The sequence below is a fragment of the Mesocryomonas fontinalis genome, assembly GCF_055730125.2.
Genome location: NZ_JBUZWG020000016.1, coordinates 1 through 24,135, shown reverse-complemented (window position 1 = coordinate 24,135; position 24,135 = coordinate 1). Strand labels below are relative to the sequence as shown.

Annotated in this window: 17 protein-coding genes and 2 pseudogenes; 8 read left to right on the top strand and 11 right to left on the bottom strand. The window is 60.9% G+C overall.

The window, feature by feature from the left end; translation table 11 throughout:
* A partial coding sequence (locus ACZL02_RS24145) for a diguanylate cyclase (protein WP_472941242.1) occupies nucleotides 1–774 on the top strand: 774 nt, incomplete at its 5' end.
* 146 nt (nucleotides 775–920) lie between these two features.
* Here ACZL02_RS24145 and ACZL02_RS24140 read toward each other — a convergent pair.
* The 4 genes from ACZL02_RS24140 to ACZL02_RS24125 all read right to left on the bottom strand — a co-directional run bounded on the left by ACZL02_RS24140 (nucleotide 921) and on the right by ACZL02_RS24125 (nucleotide 7,108).
* Nucleotides 921–2,585, bottom strand: a complete 1,665-nt coding sequence (locus tag ACZL02_RS24140; protein ID WP_472941241.1) for an ATP-binding protein — start codon at nucleotides 2,583–2,585, stop codon at nucleotides 921–923.
* A 1-nt stretch (nucleotide 2,586) separates the two neighbouring features.
* Nucleotides 2,587–4,137 carry an ATPase domain-containing protein gene (locus tag ACZL02_RS24135; RefSeq protein ID WP_472941243.1) on the bottom strand — a complete coding sequence of 517 codons (1,551 nt, stop codon included), beginning with the start codon at nucleotides 4,135–4,137 and terminating at the stop codon, nucleotides 2,587–2,589.
* A gap of 164 nt (nucleotides 4,138–4,301) precedes the next feature.
* On the bottom strand, nucleotides 4,302–5,162 hold the full coding sequence (locus tag ACZL02_RS24130) for a GGDEF domain-containing protein (RefSeq protein WP_472941240.1): 861 nt from the start codon (nucleotides 5,160–5,162) through the stop codon (nucleotides 4,302–4,304).
* A gap of 92 nt (nucleotides 5,163–5,254) precedes the next feature.
* Complete coding sequence (locus tag ACZL02_RS24125; protein WP_472941239.1) at nucleotides 5,255–7,108, bottom strand: EAL domain-containing protein; 1,854 nt, start codon at nucleotides 7,106–7,108, stop codon at nucleotides 5,255–5,257.
* A gap of 354 nt (nucleotides 7,109–7,462) precedes the next feature.
* Between ACZL02_RS24125 and ACZL02_RS24120 the strand changes: the two genes are divergently transcribed.
* Nucleotides 7,463–9,121, top strand: coding sequence for an MHYT domain-containing protein (locus tag ACZL02_RS24120; RefSeq protein WP_472941238.1), 1,659 nt, complete (start codon nucleotides 7,463–7,465; stop codon nucleotides 9,119–9,121).
* A 131-nt stretch (nucleotides 9,122–9,252) separates the two neighbouring features.
* Nucleotides 9,253–10,758 carry an HWE histidine kinase domain-containing protein gene (locus ACZL02_RS24115; RefSeq protein WP_472941237.1) on the top strand — a complete coding sequence of 502 codons (1,506 nt, stop codon included), beginning with the start codon at nucleotides 9,253–9,255 and terminating at the stop codon, nucleotides 10,756–10,758.
* 245 nt (nucleotides 10,759–11,003) lie between these two features.
* Here ACZL02_RS24115 and ACZL02_RS24110 read toward each other — a convergent pair whose 3' ends face one another.
* From ACZL02_RS24110 to ACZL02_RS24095, 4 genes are all read right to left on the bottom strand, one after another.
* Entirely contained in the window at nucleotides 11,004–12,548 is a 1,545-nt protein-coding gene (locus ACZL02_RS24110) for a GGDEF domain-containing protein (RefSeq protein WP_472941236.1), read from the bottom strand.
* Nucleotides 12,549–12,676: 128 nt separating this feature from the next.
* On the bottom strand, nucleotides 12,677–13,294 hold the full coding sequence (locus tag ACZL02_RS24105) for a Crp/Fnr family transcriptional regulator (protein WP_472941235.1): 618 nt from the start codon (nucleotides 13,292–13,294) through the stop codon (nucleotides 12,677–12,679).
* A 143-nt stretch (nucleotides 13,295–13,437) separates the two neighbouring features.
* Complete coding sequence (locus ACZL02_RS24100; protein ID WP_472941234.1) at nucleotides 13,438–14,202, bottom strand: EAL domain-containing protein; 765 nt, start codon at nucleotides 14,200–14,202, stop codon at nucleotides 13,438–13,440.
* Nucleotides 14,203–14,305: 103 nt separating this feature from the next.
* Nucleotides 14,306–14,581 carry a hypothetical protein gene (locus ACZL02_RS24095; protein WP_472941233.1) on the bottom strand — a complete coding sequence of 92 codons (276 nt, stop codon included), beginning with the start codon at nucleotides 14,579–14,581 and terminating at the stop codon, nucleotides 14,306–14,308.
* A gap of 254 nt (nucleotides 14,582–14,835) precedes the next feature.
* Between ACZL02_RS24095 and ACZL02_RS24090 the strand changes: the two are divergent.
* The 4 genes and pseudogenes from ACZL02_RS24090 to ACZL02_RS24075 all read left to right on the top strand — a co-directional run.
* A pseudogene (locus ACZL02_RS24090) lies at nucleotides 14,836–15,054 on the top strand (BLUF domain-containing protein); the annotation flags it as partial.
* A 271-nt stretch (nucleotides 15,055–15,325) separates the two neighbouring features.
* Nucleotides 15,326–15,646: a hypothetical protein gene (locus ACZL02_RS24085; RefSeq protein WP_472941232.1), complete on the top strand. Its 321-nt coding sequence runs from the start codon at nucleotides 15,326–15,328 to the stop codon at nucleotides 15,644–15,646.
* A gap of 348 nt (nucleotides 15,647–15,994) precedes the next feature.
* A complete protein-coding gene (locus ACZL02_RS24080) occupies nucleotides 15,995–17,008 on the top strand; it encodes a diguanylate cyclase (protein ID WP_472941231.1) in 1,014 nt (337 codons plus the stop codon).
* 55 nt (nucleotides 17,009–17,063) lie between these two features.
* Complete coding sequence (locus tag ACZL02_RS24075) at nucleotides 17,064–18,467, top strand: putative bifunctional diguanylate cyclase/phosphodiesterase (RefSeq protein ID WP_472941230.1); 1,404 nt, start codon at nucleotides 17,064–17,066, stop codon at nucleotides 18,465–18,467.
* A gap of 65 nt (nucleotides 18,468–18,532) precedes the next feature.
* Here the strand turns inward: ACZL02_RS24075 and ACZL02_RS24070 are convergent, their stop codons facing one another.
* Nucleotides 18,533–20,527, bottom strand: a complete 1,995-nt coding sequence (locus ACZL02_RS24070) for a putative bifunctional diguanylate cyclase/phosphodiesterase (RefSeq protein ID WP_472941229.1) — start codon at nucleotides 20,525–20,527, stop codon at nucleotides 18,533–18,535.
* Nucleotides 20,528–20,738: 211 nt separating this feature from the next.
* Here ACZL02_RS24070 and ACZL02_RS24065 point away from each other — a divergent pair, with 211 nt between their 5' ends.
* Nucleotides 20,739–21,782 carry a class I SAM-dependent methyltransferase gene (locus ACZL02_RS24065; protein ID WP_472941228.1) on the top strand — a complete coding sequence of 348 codons (1,044 nt, stop codon included), beginning with the start codon at nucleotides 20,739–20,741 and terminating at the stop codon, nucleotides 21,780–21,782.
* Nucleotides 21,783–22,400: 618 nt separating this feature from the next.
* Here the strand turns inward: ACZL02_RS24065 and ACZL02_RS24060 are convergent.
* Both ACZL02_RS24060 and ACZL02_RS24055 read right to left on the bottom strand, forming a co-directional pair.
* The gene (locus ACZL02_RS24060) at nucleotides 22,401–22,886 is read right to left on the bottom strand and encodes a Ros/MucR family transcriptional regulator (RefSeq protein ID WP_472941227.1); all 486 of its coding nucleotides are present in this window, start codon (nucleotides 22,884–22,886) and stop codon (nucleotides 22,401–22,403) included.
* 93 nt (nucleotides 22,887–22,979) lie between these two features.
* A pseudogene (locus tag ACZL02_RS24055) lies at nucleotides 22,980–23,994 on the bottom strand (LLM class flavin-dependent oxidoreductase).
* Nucleotides 23,995–24,135 lie beyond the last annotated feature (141 nt).

Here is a 24,135-nt window from a genome sequence, read left to right as displayed (position 1 = left end):
CTCATGGACTTGCGGCCACAGGATCTCGCGCATCCGGACGACCTTCCGATCGTGGAGGCCATGATGGTCGAGATCGGAGCGGGTCGGCCCGTGACGGCCGTTCAGTATCGTGTCGCACACAGGAACGGCAGCTACCGTTGGGCCGAGATCGCGGGAAAACCGCTGGAAGACGGCGCCGGTGCCGTCTTCGTCATGCGGGACGTCACTTCGCGCAAGCTCGTCGAGAACCAACTTGCCGAGGCGAGCCGTCAGCTGGAACAGCTGGCGTCGACCGATGCCCTCACCGGGCTGGCCAACCGTCGCGTGCTCGACCGGCAGCTGGAGACGGAGTTCGCCCGTGCCGCACGCGATCATTCCGACCTCAGCTTTCTCCTGATCGATGTCGACAATTTCAAGGCCTACAACGACACCTACGGGCATCAGGCGGGCGACGAATGCCTCCGCCGGATCGCCGCAGCACTTCAAGCGAGCTTGAGGCGACCGGGAGACCTGACAGCCCGCTATGGAGGCGAGGAGATGGCTGCGATCATGCCCGGCACCAATACAGCCGGTGCGTTCGAACGGGCGGAGGTCGTCAGACAGGCAGTGCGGAATATGGCCATACCCCATTCTCACAGCAACCTGGCAGTGGTGACAGTCAGCATCGGCGTCGCGACCTTTCGAGCGGGAACGGGACATGCAGACGCTGCCGGACTGATCCTCGCCGCCGACCAGGCGCTCTATTCGGCGAAGGCCGGTGGCCGCGACAAGGTCGTGCAGGCGTCTCGAACGTAGCCAGTTTACAGAATGTGCTTCCGGGATCCACGCTTCTAAGCGGACAAAATTCTTACAAGAAACCCGCGGCGGTTCCCGAAGCAAGGAGCCGACGGGCGATACAAACCCAGTGGACGTTCACGCAGACGGACACCTTCGAAGCGCTTTCACTTGAGCAGTTTGCCGATCTCCGCCGCCAGCTGACCTTGCGTATAGGGCTTGCCAAGCCGCGGCAGGTCCAGTTCGTAGCCTGCCGGCAGCTCCGCATACCCCGTTGCCAGCAGGATCGGCATACCCGGCCTCTTCTCCCGGGCGGCGACTGCAAGCTGACCGCCATTCATCTTGGGCATCGAGAAATCCGTGATCATGAGATCGAATGGCGTCCCGGTATTCAGTATCTCGAGCGCCTTCGCACCGGATACTGCCTCGACGACTTCATGGCCGAGGTCCTCCAACATGTCGACGGCACTCATGGCTATCAGCGGATCGTCGTCTACGAGCAAAATCCTGGCCCGTCCGGAACGTACGGCTTCGGGTGTCGGCTCGGCGACCAACGGTTCGGCGACGCCGACGGCAACCGGGAGCCACAGCTCCGCTTTCGTCCCGACGCCGACCTTGCTCGTAAGCCGTAGAGACCCGCCCAGCTGTTCGGCGAGGCCATGGATCATTGAAAGCCCGAGACCGGTCCCCTTGCCGACTCCCTTCGTCGAATAGAACGGCTCGGTCGCACGGTTCAGCGTCTTGGCGTCCATCCCGGCGCCAGTGTCGGTGACGGAGAGTCTGACATAGCTCCCGCTCGGCAGCGGCATTCCTTCGAGAATTGCCGGCAAATCGACCTCGATCGTCAGCGTGCCGCCAGCGGGCATCGCATCGCGTGCGTTTACCGCAAGGTTCAGGAGCGCCAGTTCCAGCTGGTTGCCGTCGACGAGCGCGAGCGGCATGCCCTCCGGCAGAATGATCTGCTGCTCGATCGATGACGTCAGCGACCGGTCCAGTAGATCCGACATTCCGTGCACGAGATCGGAGAGACTGGTCGGCGTAAGAACGAGTTCCTGACGCCGGGCGAAAGCAAGCAGTCTCTGAGTAAGGGCGGCCCCACGCTGGGCGCCTTTCACGGCGCCATCTATCAGCCTGTCCGTCTTCGGATTGGATGGCACGTGTCGCTTCAGCAGTTCCAGATTCCCGAGGACCGCCGTCAGCAAATTGTTGAAGTCGTGCGCGACGCCCCCCGTCAGCTGACCGATCATCTCCATCTTCTGCGCCTGCCGAAGAAGCTCTTCCGTGCGCTGGCGCTGCTCGACCTCGGCCAGGACCGTCGCCATGGCCGCTTCCAGCTCGGCGGTCCGCTCGGCCACCCTGGCTTCAAGGGAACCGTTGGCGGCGCGGAGCTGCTCGTCACGCTCATGCAGTTCGATAATCCTGGTACGCGCTTCGAACTGTCTCTGTCGCGATCGGGATGCGGTCTTCGCAAGGCTGACGAACGTCGCCGGGTTGAAGGGGCGTTCCAGGAACGTGACATTCCTGAGAATGCCGGCAAGCCGGGTCAACGCGGGATTATGCCGGGTAGTATCAACCCGGCGCGTCAGCACGATGAAAGGGAAGTCGGACCACGGCTCCTGAGCTTCGACGAGCTCCCGCAGCGGCTCGAGACTGGTCTGCTGGAACGCATCCTCGGTCGCCACGGCGAAACCCGTGTCGTCGCCGATCTTGGCGATCATGTCCTTGCAGTCAACGCAGATGACGGGTTTGAGGCCGGATTCCTCGAGTATCTGGGCAGCGAGAGCAGCGTCGCGGCCGCCTGGCGCCAGGACGAGTGCGGTGAAGGCCGCCATGCTACAGCATGCCCCCGTCTTCCGACTCGGCTTTCGTCCTGCCCTTGCCGACGAAGACGGGAATGCCGCTCAGCACGCCCTGGAACTCGTCAAGCGGTGGCCCGACTATCAGGCCGCCACTTCCGATCCGATACTCCCGGATGGTGTCCTCATGGCTGCCGGTACGTTTCTTGATCACGGATACGGCGCGACGGACCTTTCCGGAGGCTTCGAAGTAGCGCAGCAGGATTACAGTGTCGGCGATGTAGGTGAGATCGACCGGCGTCCGCATGTCGCCGACCAGGCCGTGCTGCGCGATCGTCAGGAATGTTGTCGCACCCTGCCGATTGAGATAGAGCAGGAGTTCGTGGATGTGCAGCGCCAGAGCCGTCTCGTCCGGCATCGCACTCTGGTAGCCGTTCAGGCTGTCGATCACGACAGTCTTGGCGCCCGCCTCGTCGACGATTGCTCGGACGCGGTGAGCGAACTCGCCCGGCGAGAGTTCGGCAGCATCGACCTGTTCGATATGCAGGAGCCCGCTGTCGCGAAGCGCCTCCAGATCGAATCCGATCTTCCGCGTCCGGTCGAACAGGAGCCCGAGCTCCTCGTCGAACACGAAGAGCGCCGCCTTCTCGCCTCTGCCTACAGCTGCGGTGATGAAGTTGAAGCAGAAGATAGACTTGCCGGCGCCCGCCGGACCAAGAAGCAGCGTGCTCGAGCCCTGCGAGATACCGCCGCCGAGCAGTGCATCGAGTTCGGCGATGTCGGTCTTCATCAGCTCGCGGCTGAATTCCGTGCGGTGCTCGGATGCGATAAGACGCGGGAACACCTCGACGCCGCCGTTGCGGATCGTCATGTCGTGGAAGCCTCCCCGGAAGGCCTGCCCGCGATACTTCATGATGCGCATCCGACGACGCTCGGCACCGTAGTCGGGTGCCAGTTCTTCCAGCTTTATGACACCGTGAGCGATCGAGTGGACGGTCTTGTCCATCGTGTCGGTCGTCAGATCGTCGAGCATCAGCACGGTAGCGTTCTTTGTCGAGAAGTAGTGTTTCAGGGCAAGGATCTGGCGGCGATACCGGAGCGAACTCTGTGCAAGAAGGCGGATCTCGGAAAGGCTGTCGAGGACGACGCGGGCCGGCCTGATCCGCTCGAAGGCGTCGAAGATCGCTCGGGTCGTTTCGCCGAGCTCGAGGTCCGAGGAATACAGCAGGCTCTGCTGCTCGTCGGCATCGAGGAGCGTCTCGGGCGGGACAAGCTCGGAGACCGTGATGTGCTCGCCGAGGTCCCAGCCGTGAGACCTGGCACCTTCTCGGAGTTCGCGCTCGGTTTCCGACAGCGTAATGTAGAGGCCCTGCTCTCCGAGCTCCGCGCCCGCCAGCAGGAACTTCAGGGCAATCGTAGTCTTGCCGGTACCAGGACTGCCTTCGAGGAGAAAAACGTGCCCTGGCGTCAAACCGCCGGCAAGAATGTCGTCGAGACCGCGGACGCCGGTGAGGGCCTTGGAAGAAGATGTCGTCACGCTGGGCTCCGTCCATGCTGGAAGGTCAGCCGAATGCTGAGCATCGCGCATCGATAGCGGTAGACCGGCAGGCGTGCAATGAACAGGGATAAGGACCGGCGGCGTCTTCGTAGGACGTATCGCATGCGGCGCTCGGGAGCCCAGTCCCCATGGTACGACGATCGGACGATCGCATCCGATCATGAACTGTCCGGAACAAGCCCTACCGTCGCTGCTTAGGCCGCCATCGATTTCCTGAGCGCCTTACGGCGGTACATGTCGGCGTCGGCGATATCGAAAAGTTCGCCGAAGGACTGCCCGCCGGCCCACATCGCCGATCCTACGCTCGCCCCTACCCCGACCTCGATATCCGCGAGATTCAGGCTTCGGTCGAGCAGTCCTCTGAGCGCATCGACCTTCCCGTTCAGCTCCGTTTCGGACCCTGCCGCGAAACGCATGGCGAACTCGTCACCGCCTATTCGTGCGGCGATCTCGTTCCCTCGGGCCGCCAGCTTCAGAAGCGACCCGACGTGTCGCAGCACGTCGTCGCCGCGACGGTGTCCGTACTTGTCGTTGATGGGCTTGAAACCGTCGAGGTCGATGACGGCGATACCGAAACCACGTCCGCTGTAGACGGCTTCAGACATCGAATCCTCGATGTCGATTTCAAAACGACGCCGGTTCGCCAGACTGGTCAACGCATCGAGAAAGGCCGTCTCCTTCAAGTAGTCCTCCGTCTGCTTCCTCTCCGTGATCTCGACCGAAATTCCGACGATCCGCACCACTCTGCCAGTCGAAGGCTCGAGCAATGGCGTCAGGGTCGTACGCCACCAGCGTGTATTTCCGGGTATCCGAAGCATCTCGTCGTATTCGTGGAACGCACGTTTGACGACGCATTCAGAATACCGGGCGATGACATGAGCCGCCACATCGGGCGGGAGGAATTCCTCGATTGGGCGCCCAACCACGTCAGCTGCCCGCAGTCCTGTCGCCAGCTCGTCGGCTCGGTTGATCGCAGCCAGGCGAAGTCCGCCATTCTCGCCTACGTCGATCACGAAGGCCGGCACTCCGATTAGATCAATATCGACACTGAGCATTTGACTTTCCACCCCGGCGGGCAGTCTGCTACCGAAGCGTCAAGGCGCGGTTAATGCTGCACCTGCACACGCTTTCGCAGGCATGCCGGGCTTCAAGCCCTCCGGTATTCCTTTGCCTCCGGGAATGACCACGTCGCCAGCATCCCCGGAACGAGACCGGCCTCCATGGGCTTGCCGAAGAGGTAACCCTGCCCGACTTCGCAGTTCCATGCCTTCAGCATGTCCAACTGTTCCATGGTCTCGATCCCCTCGGCGACGACACCGATGTCGAGGCTGTGCGAGAGTTCGATGACGGTACCGACGATCGACGCCGACTCGCGTGACTGGGTCATGTCGGAGATGAACGACCGGTCGACCTTGAGCCACCCGACCGGAAACTGGCGGAGATGCGTCAACGACGCATAGCCGGTGCCGAAGTCGTCGAGCGACAAGCCTATGCCGGCATCGCTCAGCTGCGAAAGTGCTTCGCCGATAACGCCCGATCCGTCGCCGAGAAAGACGGTTTCCGTGACTTCTAGCTCGAGGACGTCTGTCGGCAAGCTGGCTGCATCGAGGCTGTCCAGGATATGCTTCGCGAAGTCTCCCCGGGTGAACTCTGCGGCGGACACGTTGATCGCAACCGCTCCGAAGGCGACGCCCAGCTTCGTCCATTCCACCATATCGGCAAACACCATCTGGCGCATCTGATGACCGATCGCGATGGAAAGGACAGAATCGCTGAAAGCTTCCCAGATCGTCTTCGGCGGCTGTATTCCGAGGATCGGGTCGCGCCAGCGAAGCAGTGCTTCGAAGCCCACGACCTCGCCCGTTATCAACGAGACCTTGGGCTGGTAATAGGGGATGATCGCTTTGTTCTCGAGGGCATGGCGTGCGCGGTCGAGGACGTCGACACGTGCTTGGAAGCGATCCCTGAGTTCGGAATAGTAGAGGACCTCCCTGTTACGCCCTTCGCCCTTCGCCGTGTACAGAGCGAGGTCCGCACTTCGGAGGACCTCGGTTGGCGTGCAGGCATGATCCGGAAAGACAGCGATTCCGACGCTCGCGGTGCAGTTGAAGCTGTAGCGGTCATGTTGGACCGGCTGACTGACTTCCCTGGTGACGCTCTCCGCAAGCTCGAGCAGCTTCGTCACGTCGGGAACGTCCGGGGTGAGGATCGCGAACTCGTCGCCGCCGAGCCGAGCCACGATGGCCGGAGCCTCGACGAGCGACGACAGACGTTCGCCGACAGCGACGAGGAGAGCGTCTCCAGCTTCGTGTCCGAGCGTGTCGTTGATCTGCTTGAACTCGTCCAAGTCGATGATCATCAAGCCGCCGACACCTGTTTCGGGAGTTTCGACGGCCGCCTGAAGATTTTCCTGGAAGAGCGAACGGTTGGGCAGCCGGGTAAGGCCGTCGTGCGTGGCCGTCCACTCCAGTTCGGCCTGGCGCGCTTCCAGCTGCTCCGCCTTCGTCTTCAGCTCCAGATTCGCGGCATGGAGCCGTATCTGGCTCACCACCAGCAGCGCCAGCTGGGCAAGGCGATGGCGATCCTGCTCGGAAAACGATCGAGGTTCGTAGTCGATCAGGCACAGGGCTCCGAGCCGGATGCCCGGCTCCAGCTCGAGGGGAGCACCGGCATAGAAGCGGATCTTCAAACCATCGGTCACCAGAGGGTTCGAGGCAAAACGCTTATCTTCGAGAGCGTTCGGAACGACAAGGACATCGTCGGACTGGATGGTGTAGTTACAGAACGCCATTCCTCGTGGCGTGGACTCGACGTCGAGACCGCACCGCGCTTTGAGCCACTGGTGTTCGGCGTCCAGCAGCGTCACGACGGCAACGGGGACGCTGAAGATATCGCATGCCAGCGCACATATCTGATCCATTGCCGGATCGCGTCCGGAAGATATGATTTCGAGCGCATGCAACGCTTCTAGGCGTCGGTGCTCGCGCTGCAGGTCGTTCATGCGGATTTCCCACCAGCCTGCGGTTTGATAGCCACGATGCTTATGATCGTATTAAATAATGATGACTTTCGGTGACGTAACCTCGAACCAAGCTCTGCAGATCCATCCGGTTGGTTCTCGAGCATCCCTGCGGAAAGCTCAGCAATACCGATTCTGTCGGTCGTTGCCATTCTGCATGGTGACGGGCTGCATGATGCCAGGCCCACCGCGATCCTGATCTCTCGGCGGTGCCGATGGCCATGAGGGGGCTTGGGGACCGGCGGTACCGCCAGGCCCAACCCTCCGCTCCCGATTGCTTCTATCCGCTCACCCGAGCCGCAGCTAAGAATGGCGTCGAAACGGCGGAAGGACGTAATGCATCATACACACCACGACCCGATCTTCATCGTCCTTTCCATCGTGATCGCGGTATTCGGATCCTGGACTGCGCTCGACATCTTCCGTCGTGTCGGAAGGAATGTAGGACGAGCACGGACAGGGTGGCTGGCGACCGCGGCCCTGGCGATGGGCATCAGCATCTGGTCGATGCATTTCGTCGCCATGCTCGGATTCGATCCGGGATCCGCAGTGAGCTACGATCCGAGCCTGACCGCGCTGTCGTTTGTGCTGGCGGTCGGATCAACCGCAGGCGCGTTCTTTTTCGTTGCCGGCCAAAGCATCACGCGGCGACGGATCTTCGCAGCCGGTGCGGTGATGGGGGCCGGCATTTGCGGAATGCACTACCTCGGCATGGCCGCGCTCAAGACGGCCGTCTCTTTCGGATACGACTTCCGCCTGGTCGGGGTGTCATTGCTGATCGCCGTCGCCGCCTCGACCGCTGCGCTCTTCGTGGCCGGAAAGGCGCGTTCGGCTGGTTCCCAGATCGTCGCCTCGGTGATTTTGGGCGTGGCTATCGTCGGCATGCACTATACCGCGATGTCGGCCCTACGGCTAACCCTTCTCACCCAACCGGCGCCCGTCTCCCAAGGGGCACCGCCGATCGCCTTGGCGGTCGCCGTCGCCGCGCTGACGATCCTGCTTCTGTTCCTGGCGATCATGGCCAGTCTTAATGACCAGCGCGACGACGTGCTGGCGGCATTGGAGGCCGGCGGCGTCGGCTACTGGGAGCTGGATCTCAGGACCAGAGAGCTTCGGATATCGCCGAGGGGAAAGCGAATCTTCGGCCTTTCCTCCGACGACGCCCTTACCTATGCCGAAGCTCTGGCCAGGATCGCGCCCGACAGCCGAGCGGAGCGCGAAAGACAGCTGGCGCACGCCGTCGAAACGGGTACGGACTACGATATCGAGTATCCCCTGGCTTCAGGCAGGAACTGGGTCAACGCGAGAGGTCGGACGGTACACACACGCAACGGGCGCCCGGTCCGCATGGTCGGCGTCGTCCTCGACGTGACTGATCGTCGGAAAGCCTTCGTCGAGCTCGAGACAAGCGAAAGGCGGCAGCGCCTTCTGATCGACGAGCTGAATCATCGGGTCAAGAATACGCTGGCGACGGTCCAGTCCATATCGCGCCAGACGGCAAGGCATGCCACGTCGGTGGGGCAGTTCCATGCCGACTTCGAGGCTCGTCTCCTGGCCCTGTCGGCCACGCATAACGTACTCACCCGCGCCGGCTGGGAACAGGCCAGTCTCCGAGAGATCCTGGAAAACGAGCTGAAGCCCTATTCCGCCGGCCAGGTCGAGCTGGTCGGCGAGGATTTCGAGCTGCCCTCCCGCATCGCTCTCGCGCTCGGAATGGTCTTCCACGAGCTCGTGACGAATGCCGCAAAGCATGGCGGACTTTCCGTCCCCGGCGGTCGTCTGAACATTGCATGGAGCATCCAGGAAATCGGCGGACGACGCAGTCTCGAATTTCATTGGACCGAAAGCGGCAGGCCGATCCTGGAGGAACCTACCCGGAAAGGTTTCGGAACTCGACTGGTAGTGGCGAGTATCGAAGGTGAACTCGATGGCAGGGCTGTCATGGACTTCGACTGGCGGGGACTACGCTGCCTGCTGATCGTACCTGTCGATTAGGTCGCCCGTCCGGGCAGCGGGCCCTTGCCACCACATGCTCGCGCCTCTGAAGCTCGCGACGATATTCTTCGAGACCATGTGGAATTGATGTTTTGGTGTTAGAACGTTTCCAGATTGCTCTGGAGACACCATTGAGTTCCTTGATTCCCATCTCCAGGTCGAGCTGGCCCGAAGCCGAGCGCTCGGCAGCTCTGGACAGCTACGGTATCCTGGACGCGCCCAGAGAGTCCGACTTCGACGATATCGCCCTGATCGCCTCCCAGGTGTGCGGGACGCCGATCGCCGTGGTCAATCTTGTCGACACCCATCGTCAGTTTTTCATGTCGGAGGTCGGCCTCGGGGTTCGGGAGACGCCGATCGATAGCGCGTTCTGCACCCACGCCATCCTCGCCGAGGATCTCATCGTCGTTCCCGACGCACTGAAGGACCCCCGGTTCGACTGCAACCCCCTGGTCATCGGGGAACCCGGCCTTCGATTCTACGCCGGTGCCGTGATGAAGACGCCGGAGGGCATGCCGATAGGTACCGTCTGCGTGCTCGACTATGTGCCACGCGAGCTCACTACCGATCAGATCCGGACGCTGTCGCTTCTGGCAAAGCAGGCGCAGACCCAGCTGGAGCTCCGGCGAGCGCTCGGCAGATCTCGTGCGCTGGAGACCCGCCACCGCCAGATCGTCGACAGTGCGGTTGACTTCGCGATCGTCTGTTCGGATCTCTCCGGCACGACGACGTCATGGAGCGTCGGAGCGGAGAATGTCCTTGGATGGACCGAGGCCGCAATCCTCGGCCAACCGATCGACGTCATTTTCACCCCCGAGGATAGATCCATGGGAGTTCCCGACCGGGAACGAAAAGGCGCCAGGGAAGACGGGCGTGCGATCGACGAGCGCTGGCACATGCGCGAGGATGGCAGTCGTTTCTGGGGTTCAGGAGAGATGATGCCCCTGCGGGACGATGCCGATCGACATGTCGGCTACCTCAAGATCATGCGTGATCGGACCGAGGAGCGGGCGGCCGAACAGCAGCGGTTGGAACTCACGATGGAGCTCTCCCATCGGATGAAGAACTCCCTGGCGGTCGTTCAGGCGATCGTGGCGCAGACCTTCCGGACTGCAAGGACCCTCGAGGAAGGCCGCGACGCCATTGCCGGCCGGCTGCAAGCACTGTCCTCCGCCCAGGATATCCTGACGCAGACGACGCGGAACGAGGCCGACATCCGTGAGGTCGTCATCTCGGCCCTGTTGCCTCATCAAAGCGGTGATGATCGGATCGCGATCATCGGTGGCCCCGCGTTGCTCAACTCCGACCAGGTCCTCGGGTTGTCGCTTGCACTTCATGAGCTCGCGACGAATGCCCTGAAATATGGGGCCCTGTCCGTCACCGAAGGCAAGGTCGGGATCTCGTGGGACAGGCGACCCGGTGGCGAATTCTGCTTCCGGTGGCAGGAAACGGATGGTCCATCCGTCTCGCAACCGGAGCGCAAGGGATTCGGAACACGGTTGATGGAAAGAATGGTCGCCAGCTATTTCCGCGGGGTCGCCAAACTGACCTACGCGCCTGCCGGGCTTATCTTCGAGCTCGAGGGGGTCGTTGAGACTGAGCCTGCTGCTACCCGGCGGGATCCCACCGGCCGGTGAATAATCCTAAAGCGAGCTGTCTGGCGCTTCGTAGGAAGTCGAACATGTCCCGGAAGCATCGGCCTGAAGAATTGGTCGAGAGACTCAGGCAGGTTCACGTACGGTCGTCGTAGGGACGATCGGTGCCGGAGGCGCTCCCTGCCTTCGATGGCGCAATGAAGGTAACGGACAGGGGCCTGACCGGGTCGATCGGCTGAAGGATCGGATGGAGCAGAACGGAGGATCGAGCAAGGCCGTCTCCGACATCACCCTTGCGACGCCGACCCTGAAGGAGGCCACCTTGGGACCGCATACAGGCTGGAAGTCTGGATCTGGTTTCGTCCGAGCAGCTTGGCCTTGTACAATGCCCGGTCAGCATCCTTCAGGAATTCGTCTACGGTGCTTCGTGCGCCCTCGCCCTGGCGATGCGTCGATATCCCTATGCTGACCGTGACGAACGGCTTGACCGCGCTGTCTCGGTTCGGCATTCCGAGCTCCTCGATCGAGGCCCTGATACGCTCGGCGACAATGAGGGCACTCGCTTCATTCGTATCCGGCAAGAGGACCGCGAACTCCTCTCCTCCATAGCGAGCAACCCGGTCGGCGGGCTTGTAGACGGTCTCCGTCATCGAGGAAGCGACCAATCGCAGGCAGCTGTCGCCGGCCGGATGACCGTATGCATCGTTAAAGGCCTTGAAGTGATCCACGTCCAGCAACAGAAGTGAAACCGGCTTCGTCGGCGTGGTCGTGATCCAAGCCTTGCCCATGGACTCGTCGAACGATCGACGGTTCATCAGACCGGTCAGACCGTCAGTCCGCGCCAGCAGCATGAGCGCCACCTGCGATTCCTGGCGCAGACGCACGTGTTTGACGAGTTTCATGCCAAGGAAGCCAAATAGCGCGATCAGGCCGATCGCAGCTATCAGCGGCATCACCGCATCCCGCAGCCAGGCTGCGGTCACGGCGTCTCGGCCCACACCGACGAACACGACAAGGGGGTAGTCCGCGACATGGGTGAAGCCGTTGAAGCGGGCGACGCCGTCCACCGGCGACGAATTGCGCAAGGTGCCGGACTGCTTCTTCGTGACATCCGATTTCCAGAGATCGCCCGCAAAGTTGCGACCGATCATCGGCTCGATCAGCGGATAGCGTGCGAGGAGAATTCCATCCTTGGAGAGGAGCGAGATGATGGAGCCGGCGGCATCTCCGAAGGTCTTGTAGAAGCCCACGAAATAGTTGATGCGGATGGTAGCCACCATGATGCCGCCGAAAGTACCATCCGGTTTCTGCAGACGGCGCGTGATAGGGACAATCCAGTCGTCGTTCGTCGGACTCCGGACGGGCGTACCGATGCGAAGATCGTTTTCCGTGTGAACGGCATGATAATCGAACGCTTCGGTTCTCGAGAGATCGAACCAGTCCTGCACCTGCGGCTGGGACGAGACGAACTGCCGCCCGTTCTCGTCGAAAGCCATGATGCTACGGATGCGCCACGCCTGCCGGAGCTGCACTGCCAAGGCATCGTCGATGACGTAGAGATCGGCCAGCGACCGATCGCTCACGGCAATTCGGGCGGATGCCGCAGTCAATAGCACGTCGGCCATCTCGAACGTGTCCTGAGCATGCTGGCCGAGCGAAGTGGACAACATCAAAGCGTCATTTTCCGCCTTGCGGAACAGGGATTCGCGGGTCGACCACTCGTAATAGACGAATGCCACGGTCAATGCCGCGCAGACCATGATTACGAAGAACCGCAGCCAGCCTACGAGGCTCGGCCCACTGCCAATACGTGATCTTATGATGCCACTCATGCTCGGTCAGCTCCCGAACTTATTGATAAGCGCCTGATCTTAATAATCTTTGTACCTGCACCCTTCGGATGTCTCGACGACGCTATTGCCGAAGGATCCCGCTACTGCATGCCGAGGCTGGTCCAAGCCTATCTCTCCTCAGCCCCTGTCAGGGCGTCGGCCCATCGTTCGAACACTCGCCGATACTCGATCTCCGGCCCGCCGTAGCATCCGTCCACCGCGTCGATCAGAGCGGGTCGATCGACGAAGACGACGGCGGCACGGTTGGATCCGGTCAGTCCTTCGCCTTCCAGCTTCTGTAGATCGGTCATGACGCTTGCCCGCCGCACTCCCAACAGTTCGGAAAGGGCGAGATGGGTGATCTGCAACGTGTCACCGGTGACGCGGTCATGACACATCAGCAGACACCGGCCCAGCCGGTTGCGAACTTTGAAACGTGTCGCAGCGAGCACCGAATGCATCACCTGGTTCGTCAGCGTGTGGGAGAACAGCAGCATCGTTTCCCGCAGGTCCGGGATCATGCCATCCAAGACACCGAAATCTTTTACCGAAAGGCGCCAGCCATTTCCGTCGACTTGGATCGTCGTGGTGCTCCGAGGATCGCCGACGTCATGAAGGAAGCCTTCGCCGATCACCTCTTCCGGTCCGATGGCGGCAACACCGAACGCGATCCCCTCGACGTCGGTGACGACAGTCGCGATCCCCGAACCCCTCGTCCAGGAAATGGAAAGCACGAGTCGACGCACCGGCTCTCGGCAGCATCAATCCTCGAGGCAACAGCTCGAATCGGAGCTTCGATGCGACCTGACGCAGGTCTTCGTCATCCAACATCTGCAGGAGAGCGTTTTGAATTTCGCATGACTGGACATTGTTGACTTCTGCGACCGGACTAGGCCGAAAGCCGCGTTTTCTCATGACCGAAATTAACCTGCGGCAGCGTTTCGAACGCCGGCCTCGCGAACCAGTAGCCTTGGAACAACCGAATTCCGGCAGCTTTCAGGATCAGAAACTCCGCGGCTGTCTCGACACCTTCCGCCAACACCGTAATCCCCAGGTGCCGGGCAATGCCGACGATGCCGGCGACGACCGCCTGTCTTGGAATACTGGTATCGATGCCGCGCAGCAGCTTCATGTCGATCTTGATCAGATCGGGCTGGAATTCGACGAGAAGCCCGAGGCCCGCATGCCCGGCGCCAAAATCGTCGATGGCCGTCGTGAACCCATGTTTGCGGTATTCGGTGATGATGCCCGTCAGATGCCGGGTATCAGACACCTTCTCGTCTTCAGTGAACTCGAACATGATCGAGGACAGCGGAAACTCGAACCGACTGGCTGCCAGCAACGTGACCCGAAGGCAAGCCGCCGGCTCGTAGACCGCGTTTGGCATGAAATTGATCGAGAGCTTGAGGTCCTCGCCGCCGGGAAACAGGCGCGAGGCCAGCTGTATTGCCTTCACTCGGCAATCCTGATCGAAACGGTACCGCTGATCCTCCGCGACTCGTGAAAGAATCGCGTACGCGCCCTCGCCGGCAGTGCCCCGTACTAGCGCTTCGTATCCCCACACTCGTTCTGCGACCGCATCGTATATCGGCTGGAAGGCCATGGAAAAATCGAAATCCAGTTTCCTCGCCGTCGTGCAGCCGTCGCATGTCATCGTATCGCCCCGCGGTTCAACTGAGCGTAAACTTACGGCACGTGTCTTTCCAGATGCTTACGCAGTCAGTCGCTTGATCGGCGCGTCAGGTAGCGCAGCTTTGTCAATACAGGTTGCCATTGCCGTCGCCACTGCCGACACGGGGTCGGCGCTCGGACGCCAGTCGGGCATATGCAGCCATGACGATATCGATCTCTACGTCGACAAGAGCGTTCCACACGGTCCTCGCTGACGGTGCCCGGACTTCATGCGCAATCGTGTCGATGCCGATGCGCCATTCGATGCACTCGATCATCAAGGCAAGAAGACTCGCCTCGTCGGTGTCGGCCAGCTCGTCTGGAAAGACACCGACGGCTCTGGGAAGATGGAAGTTCTGCAAGATCTGCTCATTGCCTGCTGCGACATCTCGGTGATCAATCAGAAACTACATCCAAGCGTTCCGGCGGCGTTAGAATTCAACGCACCGACGTGGGAGTATCATTGCCGTCTTCACGTCTCCCCATGGTTCCCTAAACCTTAATTAGGGCCGGCATGTTCATACGCATCAGATACGCCAGCACGCTTGTTTCGACCACGACGACCAACGACGTCAATGCCATCATCACGTCCTCGGCGGAGTGAAACCGTCAACATGGCATTACAGGCGTTCTGTCCGTCGATCGGTCGAGTGTCCTGCAGCTGATCGAAGGGCCAAAAGCCGAAGTGAATACCTTGTTCGCCAGGATTTCGGCGGACCGACGTCACTACGGCGTCGTCGAACTGGACCGGTCCGAGATCGAAACCCTTCATTTTGCGCAATGGGGCATGATCAGACGGTCGCTGTCCGGTATGCTTCTCTCACGGGCAGCCTGAACTGATCATCCTGCGGCCCGGCTCCACCCTTGAGAAATGGCATGAGTGGACGCGCCGCAAGCTCCGTCGGCGTACCGCTATTTCGACTGATCCGTGGCATCGGCTTCGATTTGATTGAAAGACGTGAAGCTGCCGTATCAATCCATCAATACCCTTCGTCCATTATCTGGCTATCGACCTTAAAGCGGATAGTCGCATGCCAGCCTTCGCACCACATCTAGCGATCGTACCTCTCCTCCTCGTCGCGTTTCTCGCACTCTTCGCCCGACGAGTGAACCTCGGCACGGCGGCGACGCAGGCCTTCATCGATTCGCATCGCAGGCTGGCGACGAGGTGGGAAGTCGGTCTGGATTTCGGAATGATGTTGACGGTGGCAGCCTTCGTCATCGCGGTCGAACAGAACGAGTCGGGACAGGCGATCTTCATCAGGGGCCTCTTTCTCCTTGCCACGACGTCCGTCTTTATGGCCGGCCTCGCATGCATCTGGAAAACCGGCCACGTCGCGATGGTCGTTCGGATGATCGCGTTCCGCAGCATTCTTGGACTTGGGCTGTTCACCGCGATGCTCGGATACCTCGCTTCAGGCCTCTGACAGCGGATCCTGCACCAGGCCTGTCGTCATTTCGGCTTGCCTAGCCGCCGAGTGTCCACGTTCAAGCCAGCACGCACCCAATTCGGCGAGCCCGACTGCCAACCGTTGGCCCCTCCCCCCCCCTCCAGATCTACCCGCTTCTCGACAAGATCCTGAGCGCATCGAAGGTGCCTCATTTCAGCAGGAAGCCAGCGCCAAGGACAGGTTGCGGCGTGTGCGCAACACCATCACGCTTTAGTTGCCAGTCCGGGTAAGACGGCGCGAGCGCAGCCTTCCTCAGCTTTCACCTGGCGGTCCGCCGTGACATGCTTCGCTTTCGCTCGGATTGAAGAGCTACAGGTCGGTGCGATGACGGAGAATACCAACATCATTCCGCTTGTTCCGCTGCAACCTCGTGTTCGGCGCGGTGCCCAGGCGGAATTCGCGATGAACATCGCCGGCCAGTGGATCTGGGAACTGGATTTCGGCACCGAGCGGGTATGGCGGTCGCAACACTGGAAAACCGTCCTCGGCTTCTCGGATCAGGATGCCCCCGACAACGGAGTGCCGTGGGACATCGTCGACCACCGGGACAAAGCCGTCGTTGCCCAGGCGCTCGATGCTCTCGAAGCCGGAGAGACAGAGTTCTTCGAAGCTGCCTACCGTGTCGCGGCAAAAAACGGCGAGTCGCGATGGATCTTCAGCCGGGGGAAGATCGTCGAGCGGACGGAGGATGGTCGCGCCTTGCGCCTTCTCGCCGTCAGCATGGACATCACCAAGCAGAAGCGCACAGAGGAAGAACTTCATCAGGCTTTGGCGGAAAGCGAGCGGCTTCGCGTCCAGCTGGGTGAGGCGAATCTTCGCTTGGAGGCGCTTTCCGGTCTCGACGCGCTGACGGGATTGCCGAACAGGCGCAGTTTCGACCATGCCTTGTCCGAGGCCGTCCTGCGGCAGGAGGCGGCCTCGAGTACCGTCTCAGTCCTGATGATCGATGTAGACCGGTTCAAGAGCTTCAACGACAGTCTCGGACATCAGGCCGGCGACGATGCGCTCCGGGCCGTTGCGGTCGCATTGAAAGAGGCAACGGGCGAGGACGGCCATGTATCGCGTTACGGTGGTGAAGAATTCGCCGCAGTTCTCCCAGGTTTCGGGGAGCACGATGCCGCGGAAGCTGCCCGTCGCTGCGTCGTTGCAGTCCGTGAAAAGGCGCTCCGCCATCCATTGGGGATCGACGGTTTCGTTACCGTCAGCATCGGTGTGGCTTCCGCCGATTTCGGGGAAGGAGGACGTCCTCTATCAGGCCGTGCCTTGGTGAACGCGGCGGACGTCGCGCTATATGGAGCGAAGCGCGCTGGACGGAACCAGGTGCGCGTCGCCGGCTGACGCTTGCCGCGCCTCGGTTCCTGATGTCTGATCGTTCATCAGTCGAGGAAGGCCCGTGACCACCGATCCGAAAGACGTCGATGCCCGTCCGTCCTGCGTGGCTGCAGAGCTGGCGCTGACGCAGAAGCGAGCCCACCGACTGGCCTTCTACGATCAGCTTACCGGGCTACCTAATCGCAGGTGCTTCAGGGACGTGTTGGCCCGGCTCCAGAGTACGCATCACGCACATCTGGCGCTCCTCTTGCTGGACATCGACGAATTTGCGGTCGTCAACGACACTTCCGGCCATGACGCAGCGGACGATCTCATCCGTGGTGTAGCCCATTGCCTGCAGGCTGAAATCGCAAACCAGGACGTCTACCGGATCGGGGGAGACGAGTTCGCGGTAGTCGACACGACCCGCGGATCGCACGCCGATCTCGCTGCGCTGGCCGAACGTCTGCTTGCAGCCATTCGGACGGCGACGGCAGACGGGCGGCTACCGGAGGTCACCATATCGATCGGAGGCGCGCTCGCTACCGACGGCGATGTCGAGATGCATTCCATAAGTCGTGATGCCAGCCTCGCACTCCGCAGGGCCAAGGAATCCCATCGAGGTGGGTACGTCGCGTTCGACGAGCGCATGCGGACGGCTGTCGCGACCAAAGCCGACGTGCTCGGAATGGTCTCGACGGCGTTGACCGAAGGACGGATGTCGACGCACTACCAGCCCTTGGTCATGCTTGACGGCAGGAAGGTCATCGGTCTCGAAGCTCTTTCGCGGTTGACGGATCGGACAGGTACCGTCGTTCCAGCCGGACGTTTCCAGGCGGCATTCTCGGATCCGGTGATCGCGATGCGCCTGACGGATGAGATGCTTCGCCAGGTCGCCTCGGACATACGGAAGTGGCTCGACGACGGGGTCGCTTTCCAGCATGTCGGTATCAATCTGTCTGCCGTCGACTTCGAGCGTCAGGATCTTGAACAGAGGATTTCGGATGCGTTCAGTCGAGCCGGCGTTCCACTGCGGCACGTCGTGCTCAAGGTGACCGAGGCGGTCTTCATGGACGGGATGACGAGTGGCATCGTCGCCTCGGTAGAGCGCCTTAAGCAGCAGGGCATGCTCGTCGCCCTCGATGATTTCGGGACGGGCTTCGCTTCGCTGACGCACCTGCTCACCTTTCCGGTAGACGTCATCAAGATCGACAAGTCCTTCATCGACGGCATCGACAGTGATCTGGCGAGCGAGGTGATAGTTGAGGCACTGATCATGATCGCTGCCAGGCTCGACCTGCGGATCGTCGCCGAGGGCATCGAGACGGAAGCTCAGGCTTCGAAGCTGCAGCGGATGGGTTGCAAGCTCGGCCAGGGATATCTCTTCGGGAGGGCCGCGAGTGCCGAAGAGACCGGATCGATCCTGAAGTCACGCGCTCAGCCGGCACAGGACGGTGGCGCAGGCATCCCCTTTCCTTCGAACTGACATTCCGTCCTGATAGACCCCGTGACCGACATCTGTCGGAGGAGCCCCGAGTATCCGTCATTGAGCTAGACTCGTGCTAATCTCGCTGCCGGGACAGGCCTCGCGAGATGGAAGCCCTGCGCGGTCGGCACCTTATTATGTTTGAGAAAAGCCAGCTGTTCCTCGGTCTCCACTCCTTCCACGACGATAGACACGCCGCGGTTCCTGAGTAGCCGGATGATGTCCTGCAGGAACAGCGCACCTTCTCGAGTGTCCGTCTGATGCAGGAATGACCGATCCACCTTCACCACGTCGAAATCGATGGTCTGGAGCCAGGACAGTCCAGCATAGCCGGTTCCGAAATCGTCCAGCCAGACTTGAATGCCCAGATCCTTGAGCGCCCCTATCGCATCGAGGATCCCGTCATCCGACAATATGTCGGCACCTTCGGTCACTTCGAGGGCCAGTGTGGAAGGGTCTAGCCCAAGCTCTTCCAGCACATCGGCGATGTAGAGCGGGAAGCCGGGCGCCCGCAGCTGCACTGCCGAGACGTTTACGGAAACATGCTTCGCGATGCCGGCCGCCAGGACCTCCACGCATGCCTTGCTAATGGCCCAACGGCCCAGTTCGACGATGATCCCCGTCCGCTCGGCAACCGGGATGAAAACGGCCGGGCTGATCGATGCACCATGACGATCGCGCAGCCGCATCAGGGCTTCGACCGACTGGATCTTTTCTTGGGCGATATTGACGATCGGCTGATAGACCATCGAGAGAAGCCCCTCGTCCAATGCGCTCGACAGCAATTCCGCGATGACCTGCTCCTCAGTGAGACTCAACGGTGCGACGGGATCGAAGACGTGGGTCCGATTCCGCCCCCCGGCCTTGGCCGAATAAAGCGCCTTGTCGGCTTCACCGCTCAGCCGATCGAGATCCGGGCTGGCATTCCTGCGGGTCATGCTGACACCGATGCTGACCGTCACGATGTCGAGGCCGTCGGGGCGTTGGGAGTGGGGAACCCCGAGTGATGCCACCGCGTCCCGCATCCTCTCGGCTAGCCCGAAGAGAGTCTTCTCGTCCTCGACGTGGCAGAAGCCGAGGAACTCCTCGCCACCGTAGCGACCTAGAACGGCCCCGCCCGCGGACGCCGCCCTCTGGAGCGCTCTGCCGACATCGACCAGACAATTGTCGCCCGACTGGTGGCCGTAGTGGTCGTTGAACATCTTAAAGTGATCTACGTCGATGAGAAGGACCCCGATCGGCCGGTGATCCATCATCCAACGCTCCCGAAAGGCCGCGTACTCCTGGACCACGGCCCGCCTGTTCCGCAGACCCGTCAGGTGGTCGGTATTGGCGATCCGGGAGAGCTGACGGCCCTTCTCGCGAACCGCCGTTTCGTTCAGCCGGGCCTGAGTGGCGTTCAGGAACGTTACGTACCGCTCGGTCGCAAGCTGCCATGAGAGGTAGAGCGAGAAACCGAGGAAATTCACGAAGTACGCCACGACCACGAACCTGCTCGTATCCGGCACGTTTGCCGTCGCGGCTGTCAGGCAGAAGAGCAGCGTGATGATCGACGAGCACGTCGCGCCGATCAGAAAGCGAAACCTGAAAAAGAGACTCGAGCTGATCACGAATACGGTTCCGAACACCAGGAAGTGGACGAATCTTTCTTGATAGGCCGTGCGACGCATGACCTCGAGCCAGGCGAACGACGCGACCACCAGGCCCGTGGCGCAGACGAGATTGATCGTCCGCAGGGGATAAGCACCGGCAGTCTGGATCTCGATGAGACCAAGGAAAAACAGCCCGACCACGACACGCGTGAAGAAGCCGGACGTGCCCAGATCCGGAAACAACCAAAGATCGAAGAGGCCGAAGGCGGCGAAGCATAGAACCGCGGCCCGCACGCCGCGACGGACGGCGATCCTGTCGGTCGCTTCCGTGCTGTCCTCGAACATGCGGTCGAGCAACGGATCCGCCGCTCCCCACCGAGGATGCAGTAGGGCGCGCTCGACCCTGCTTACCAGATCCTCGTCGCTCGGCTCGGCCAGCTCTCCTCCGGTCCGTAGCGAGAGAGCCAAGCGTGATCCTTCCTGGCTCTTCCCGAATGCGGGAACGGGATGACTGACGGTAGTCTTTGTGCCTGACCATTAAGATACGGCGGTTACCGCCGAGTGAAAAGGTCGATGCAAATGGTAGCGGCCCCCCGTTAACCAAGTCCGCAATTTGCAAGTTCAAAAGGTAAAATTTGAATTAAATTGTTCCTATGGCAACCTTAGGAACATGTAGTCAATGAGCAACACGGCAATTTCTCTTGACGGCGAGAGCCTTATTACTCCGGATATCGTCAAACGAGCCCGTCCAACAGCAGACATAAACGCTCAAGACAGTGCCGAACTGCGTGACGCAGTCGCCCAGTTGCTTGTGGTTCTCGAGCTTGCCCGGAGCGGCTTCCTGGAGGGAGGACGGACCTCGGGGATAGTTTCCAGGCTGGCAGGCGAACTCCATCTGCTGCGCGGAGCGTCGACGGCGGCGATCTGGCAGAAACTGATCGTGGCCGCGCAAGCGCATCCGGTCATGGAATTCCTGCTGCAGGATCCATTGACGAACTGGTCGTTCACGAAGCCCAGAGGATATTCCGGGGACGCGGGCCTGCTCGACATCTACTACAAGCACCCGAGCATGGATCATCTGCTGACGGAGTGCACGGACCTCGGTCGGCAGATCTACGACTACACGTCCGACGTTCCGGCCTGCGCCGCCGGAAGGGAAAGATGCGAGATCCTAGCCCGGTTCGTGGACGAGACGGCGGAGCGCACCGAAGAACCTGCGGAAATCCTGGCGGTGGCAGCGGGACATCTGCGGGAGGCCGGCATCTGCCGCAGTCTTCAGAACGGTCGAATAAAGCGGTGGGTCGCGCTCGACCAGGATCCGATCAGCGTCGGCACGATGACCCGCGACCTGTCCGGAACCGTCGTCAACCCGATTAACGGGTCCGTTCTGGGCCTGCTTCGCCGTTCGTACAAGCTGGGCACGTTCGATCTTGTCTACGCATCAGGGCTCTACGACTACCTCCAAGAGAAGACAGCAGTGAAGCTGATGCAGCGGCTCGTCGAGATGCTGCGTCCGGGTGGTACCCTCCTGTTCGCCAATTTCAGCGACGAGATATCATCGGATGGCTACATGGAAACGTTCATGGATTGGCCGTTGATCCTGCGGTCGGCGGACGACATGTGGAGGATCATAGATTCCAGCGTCGATCGGAACGCCTACGAGACAGAGGTTTGGTATGGCGATAACCGAAACATCGTCTATGGAACTCTACGGAGAAAATAACGAAGCTGCTTCGGATAAGAACGGTTTCTCTGTGCGCATCCTCCAATAGCGGGATCGATGGCGACCGACCGGTCGCCACGGCATCCGGTCTATCCTTCTGCTCCGCTCAATCCGGCAGTCTACCGGCTCCACGCGCCCGCAACCGACTTTCAAGGCAACTTGGAATTCCGAGTCCGCGCAGTCGAACTCGTGCGTCTCCCTGGTCACCGGGGTGGCGCCGTGGATAGGGCTGCCTCGGACCGGGTCTGATCCTGGAAGTCGGATACCGAGATTCCACGGCGATCGAATGAGACAGGGCCAAACACTACGGAAGAGCTCACGTAGTCAAAAAATTTAGGCGCCTATTGCGACGATAGATCGCTCAGACGCAGCGCTCACGCCTGATGATAGCTGATCGAAAGCGCTTGCGAACCAGTCCGGCCGGAACTCAACCCGTCATGGCAATTAGATGCATGCCTGCGCTGGAAGCATTGTTCGACAGGGGCGGACGTCGGAGACGGCAGTGTTGGCGTCGATGTCTCCGTGCGACTCTGTATCGTATTCGACAAAGTGGACTTCGCTTTCCACTGCTGCAAGATCTGGGGCACCTGGGAGATTGAACCGGCGCTCCATTGGGTATCAGGCCGCTACGGCCACCCTCTTTGCGCGAGCCGGCTTTGCCCTCGAGATCATGGGCGCACCAACCTCTTCGACCTTCTTCCGACCGAGGCCGAGGCTCAGCGCCAGTTCCGAGCGCTTCGCAGCGTAGCCAGCGGCGACCATCGGGTAATCGGACGGCAAGCTCCACTTGCGACGGTATTCGTCCGGCGTCAGGCCGAACTTCGTCGCGAGGTGCCTCTTCATCGACTTAAAGTGCTTTCCGTCTTCCAGGCAGACGATGTAGTCGGGCGTGACCGACTTCTTCACCGGGACCGCCGGGATCAAGCCCACGGGCTCTTTCGCCGTCTCGGCCACGGCCGAACCAAGGGATGCGATCGAGCTGTGGATGCTCGTGATCAGACTGGCAATCTCCGACGGCGCCACACGGTTGTTCGCTAAATAAGCCGAAGCAATTTCAGCAGTCAGTTCGACAAGCGCAACCGACGCGAGGTTCTGGTCTTCCATATTTCTACCTTCAAATTCGATCAGTCTTCCATAGGACTTCACGGCTACGTATCACCTGATAAAAAGATATGCAAGAAAGGTAAGCATTCAGGTTTATTTCCAGCCCATACCTGGAGCAACATGTTTAAGCACGTTTTCGATAACGTGGCTGTTATATTCTACACCGAGCTGATTTGGCACCGTCAGCAAGAGCGTGTCAGCCTCGGCGATAGCCTCATCAGTCATCAGTATTTTAACAAGTTGATCTGGTTCCGCCGCATATGAACGGCCGAAGACTGCCCGCATGTCGTCGATGATGCCAACTTGATCTCCGTTAATTCTTCCCCCGAAGTATGCGGTCACGATCGTCGGTAAGCGCGAAGATCGACCGCGAGACCGAGACCTGCGGTTCGCGGGAATGTCCGGCCGTTTTCCAAGCTTCTCGATACATCCGGATCTGCCTGGCCTGCTGGACATGGAAGGGTTCGCCGGACTCGTCCTTCTTCAGCGTCGACGATTGCAGGTTCATTCCCTTTTCCGCTGCCCACAGAGCTGTGGCGTTCGATGCCGATCCCCACCAGATCCTGTCCCGCAAGCCCTCGGAGTGAGGCTCGATGCGGAGAAGCCCGGGCGGGTTCGGGAACATCGGTTGCGGGCTGGGCTCGGCAAAGCCCTTACCTTCGATGACGCCAAGGAAGACCTCGGCGTGGCGCCTCCCCATGTCTGCGTCGGTCTCGCCCTCTGCTGGAGCGTAACCAAAGTAGCGCCAGCCTTCGATCACCTGTTCGGGCGAGCCGCGGCTGATGCCGAGTTGCAGACGTCTCCCGGAGATCAGGTCGGCGGAGCCCGCATCTTCCGCCATGTACAGCGGGTTCTCGTAACGCATGTCGATGACACCGGTCCCGATCTCTATCCGGGTGGTCTTCGCCCCGACGGCAGCAAGCAGCGGAAACGGCGAGGCGAGTTGACGCGCGAAATGATGGACCCGGAAGTAGGCGCCGTCCGCGCCAAGCTCTTCCGCCGCCACGGCGAGATCGATCGATTGCAGGAGGGTATCGCCCGCCGATCGTGTGCCGGATTGCGGCGACGGCGACCAGTGACCGAATGACAGATAGCCGATCTTCTTCATGCAAAGTCTTTCCTGCTGAATGCCGCGTCGGCGGCATGCGAATCAACGATCCGTACGATCGCGCTGGAGTTGCATCCGCTCGGGCACGCGCTTTCGGTGATCAGATTGTTGATTTCCACTGAGAGCTGACCCAGGATTTCT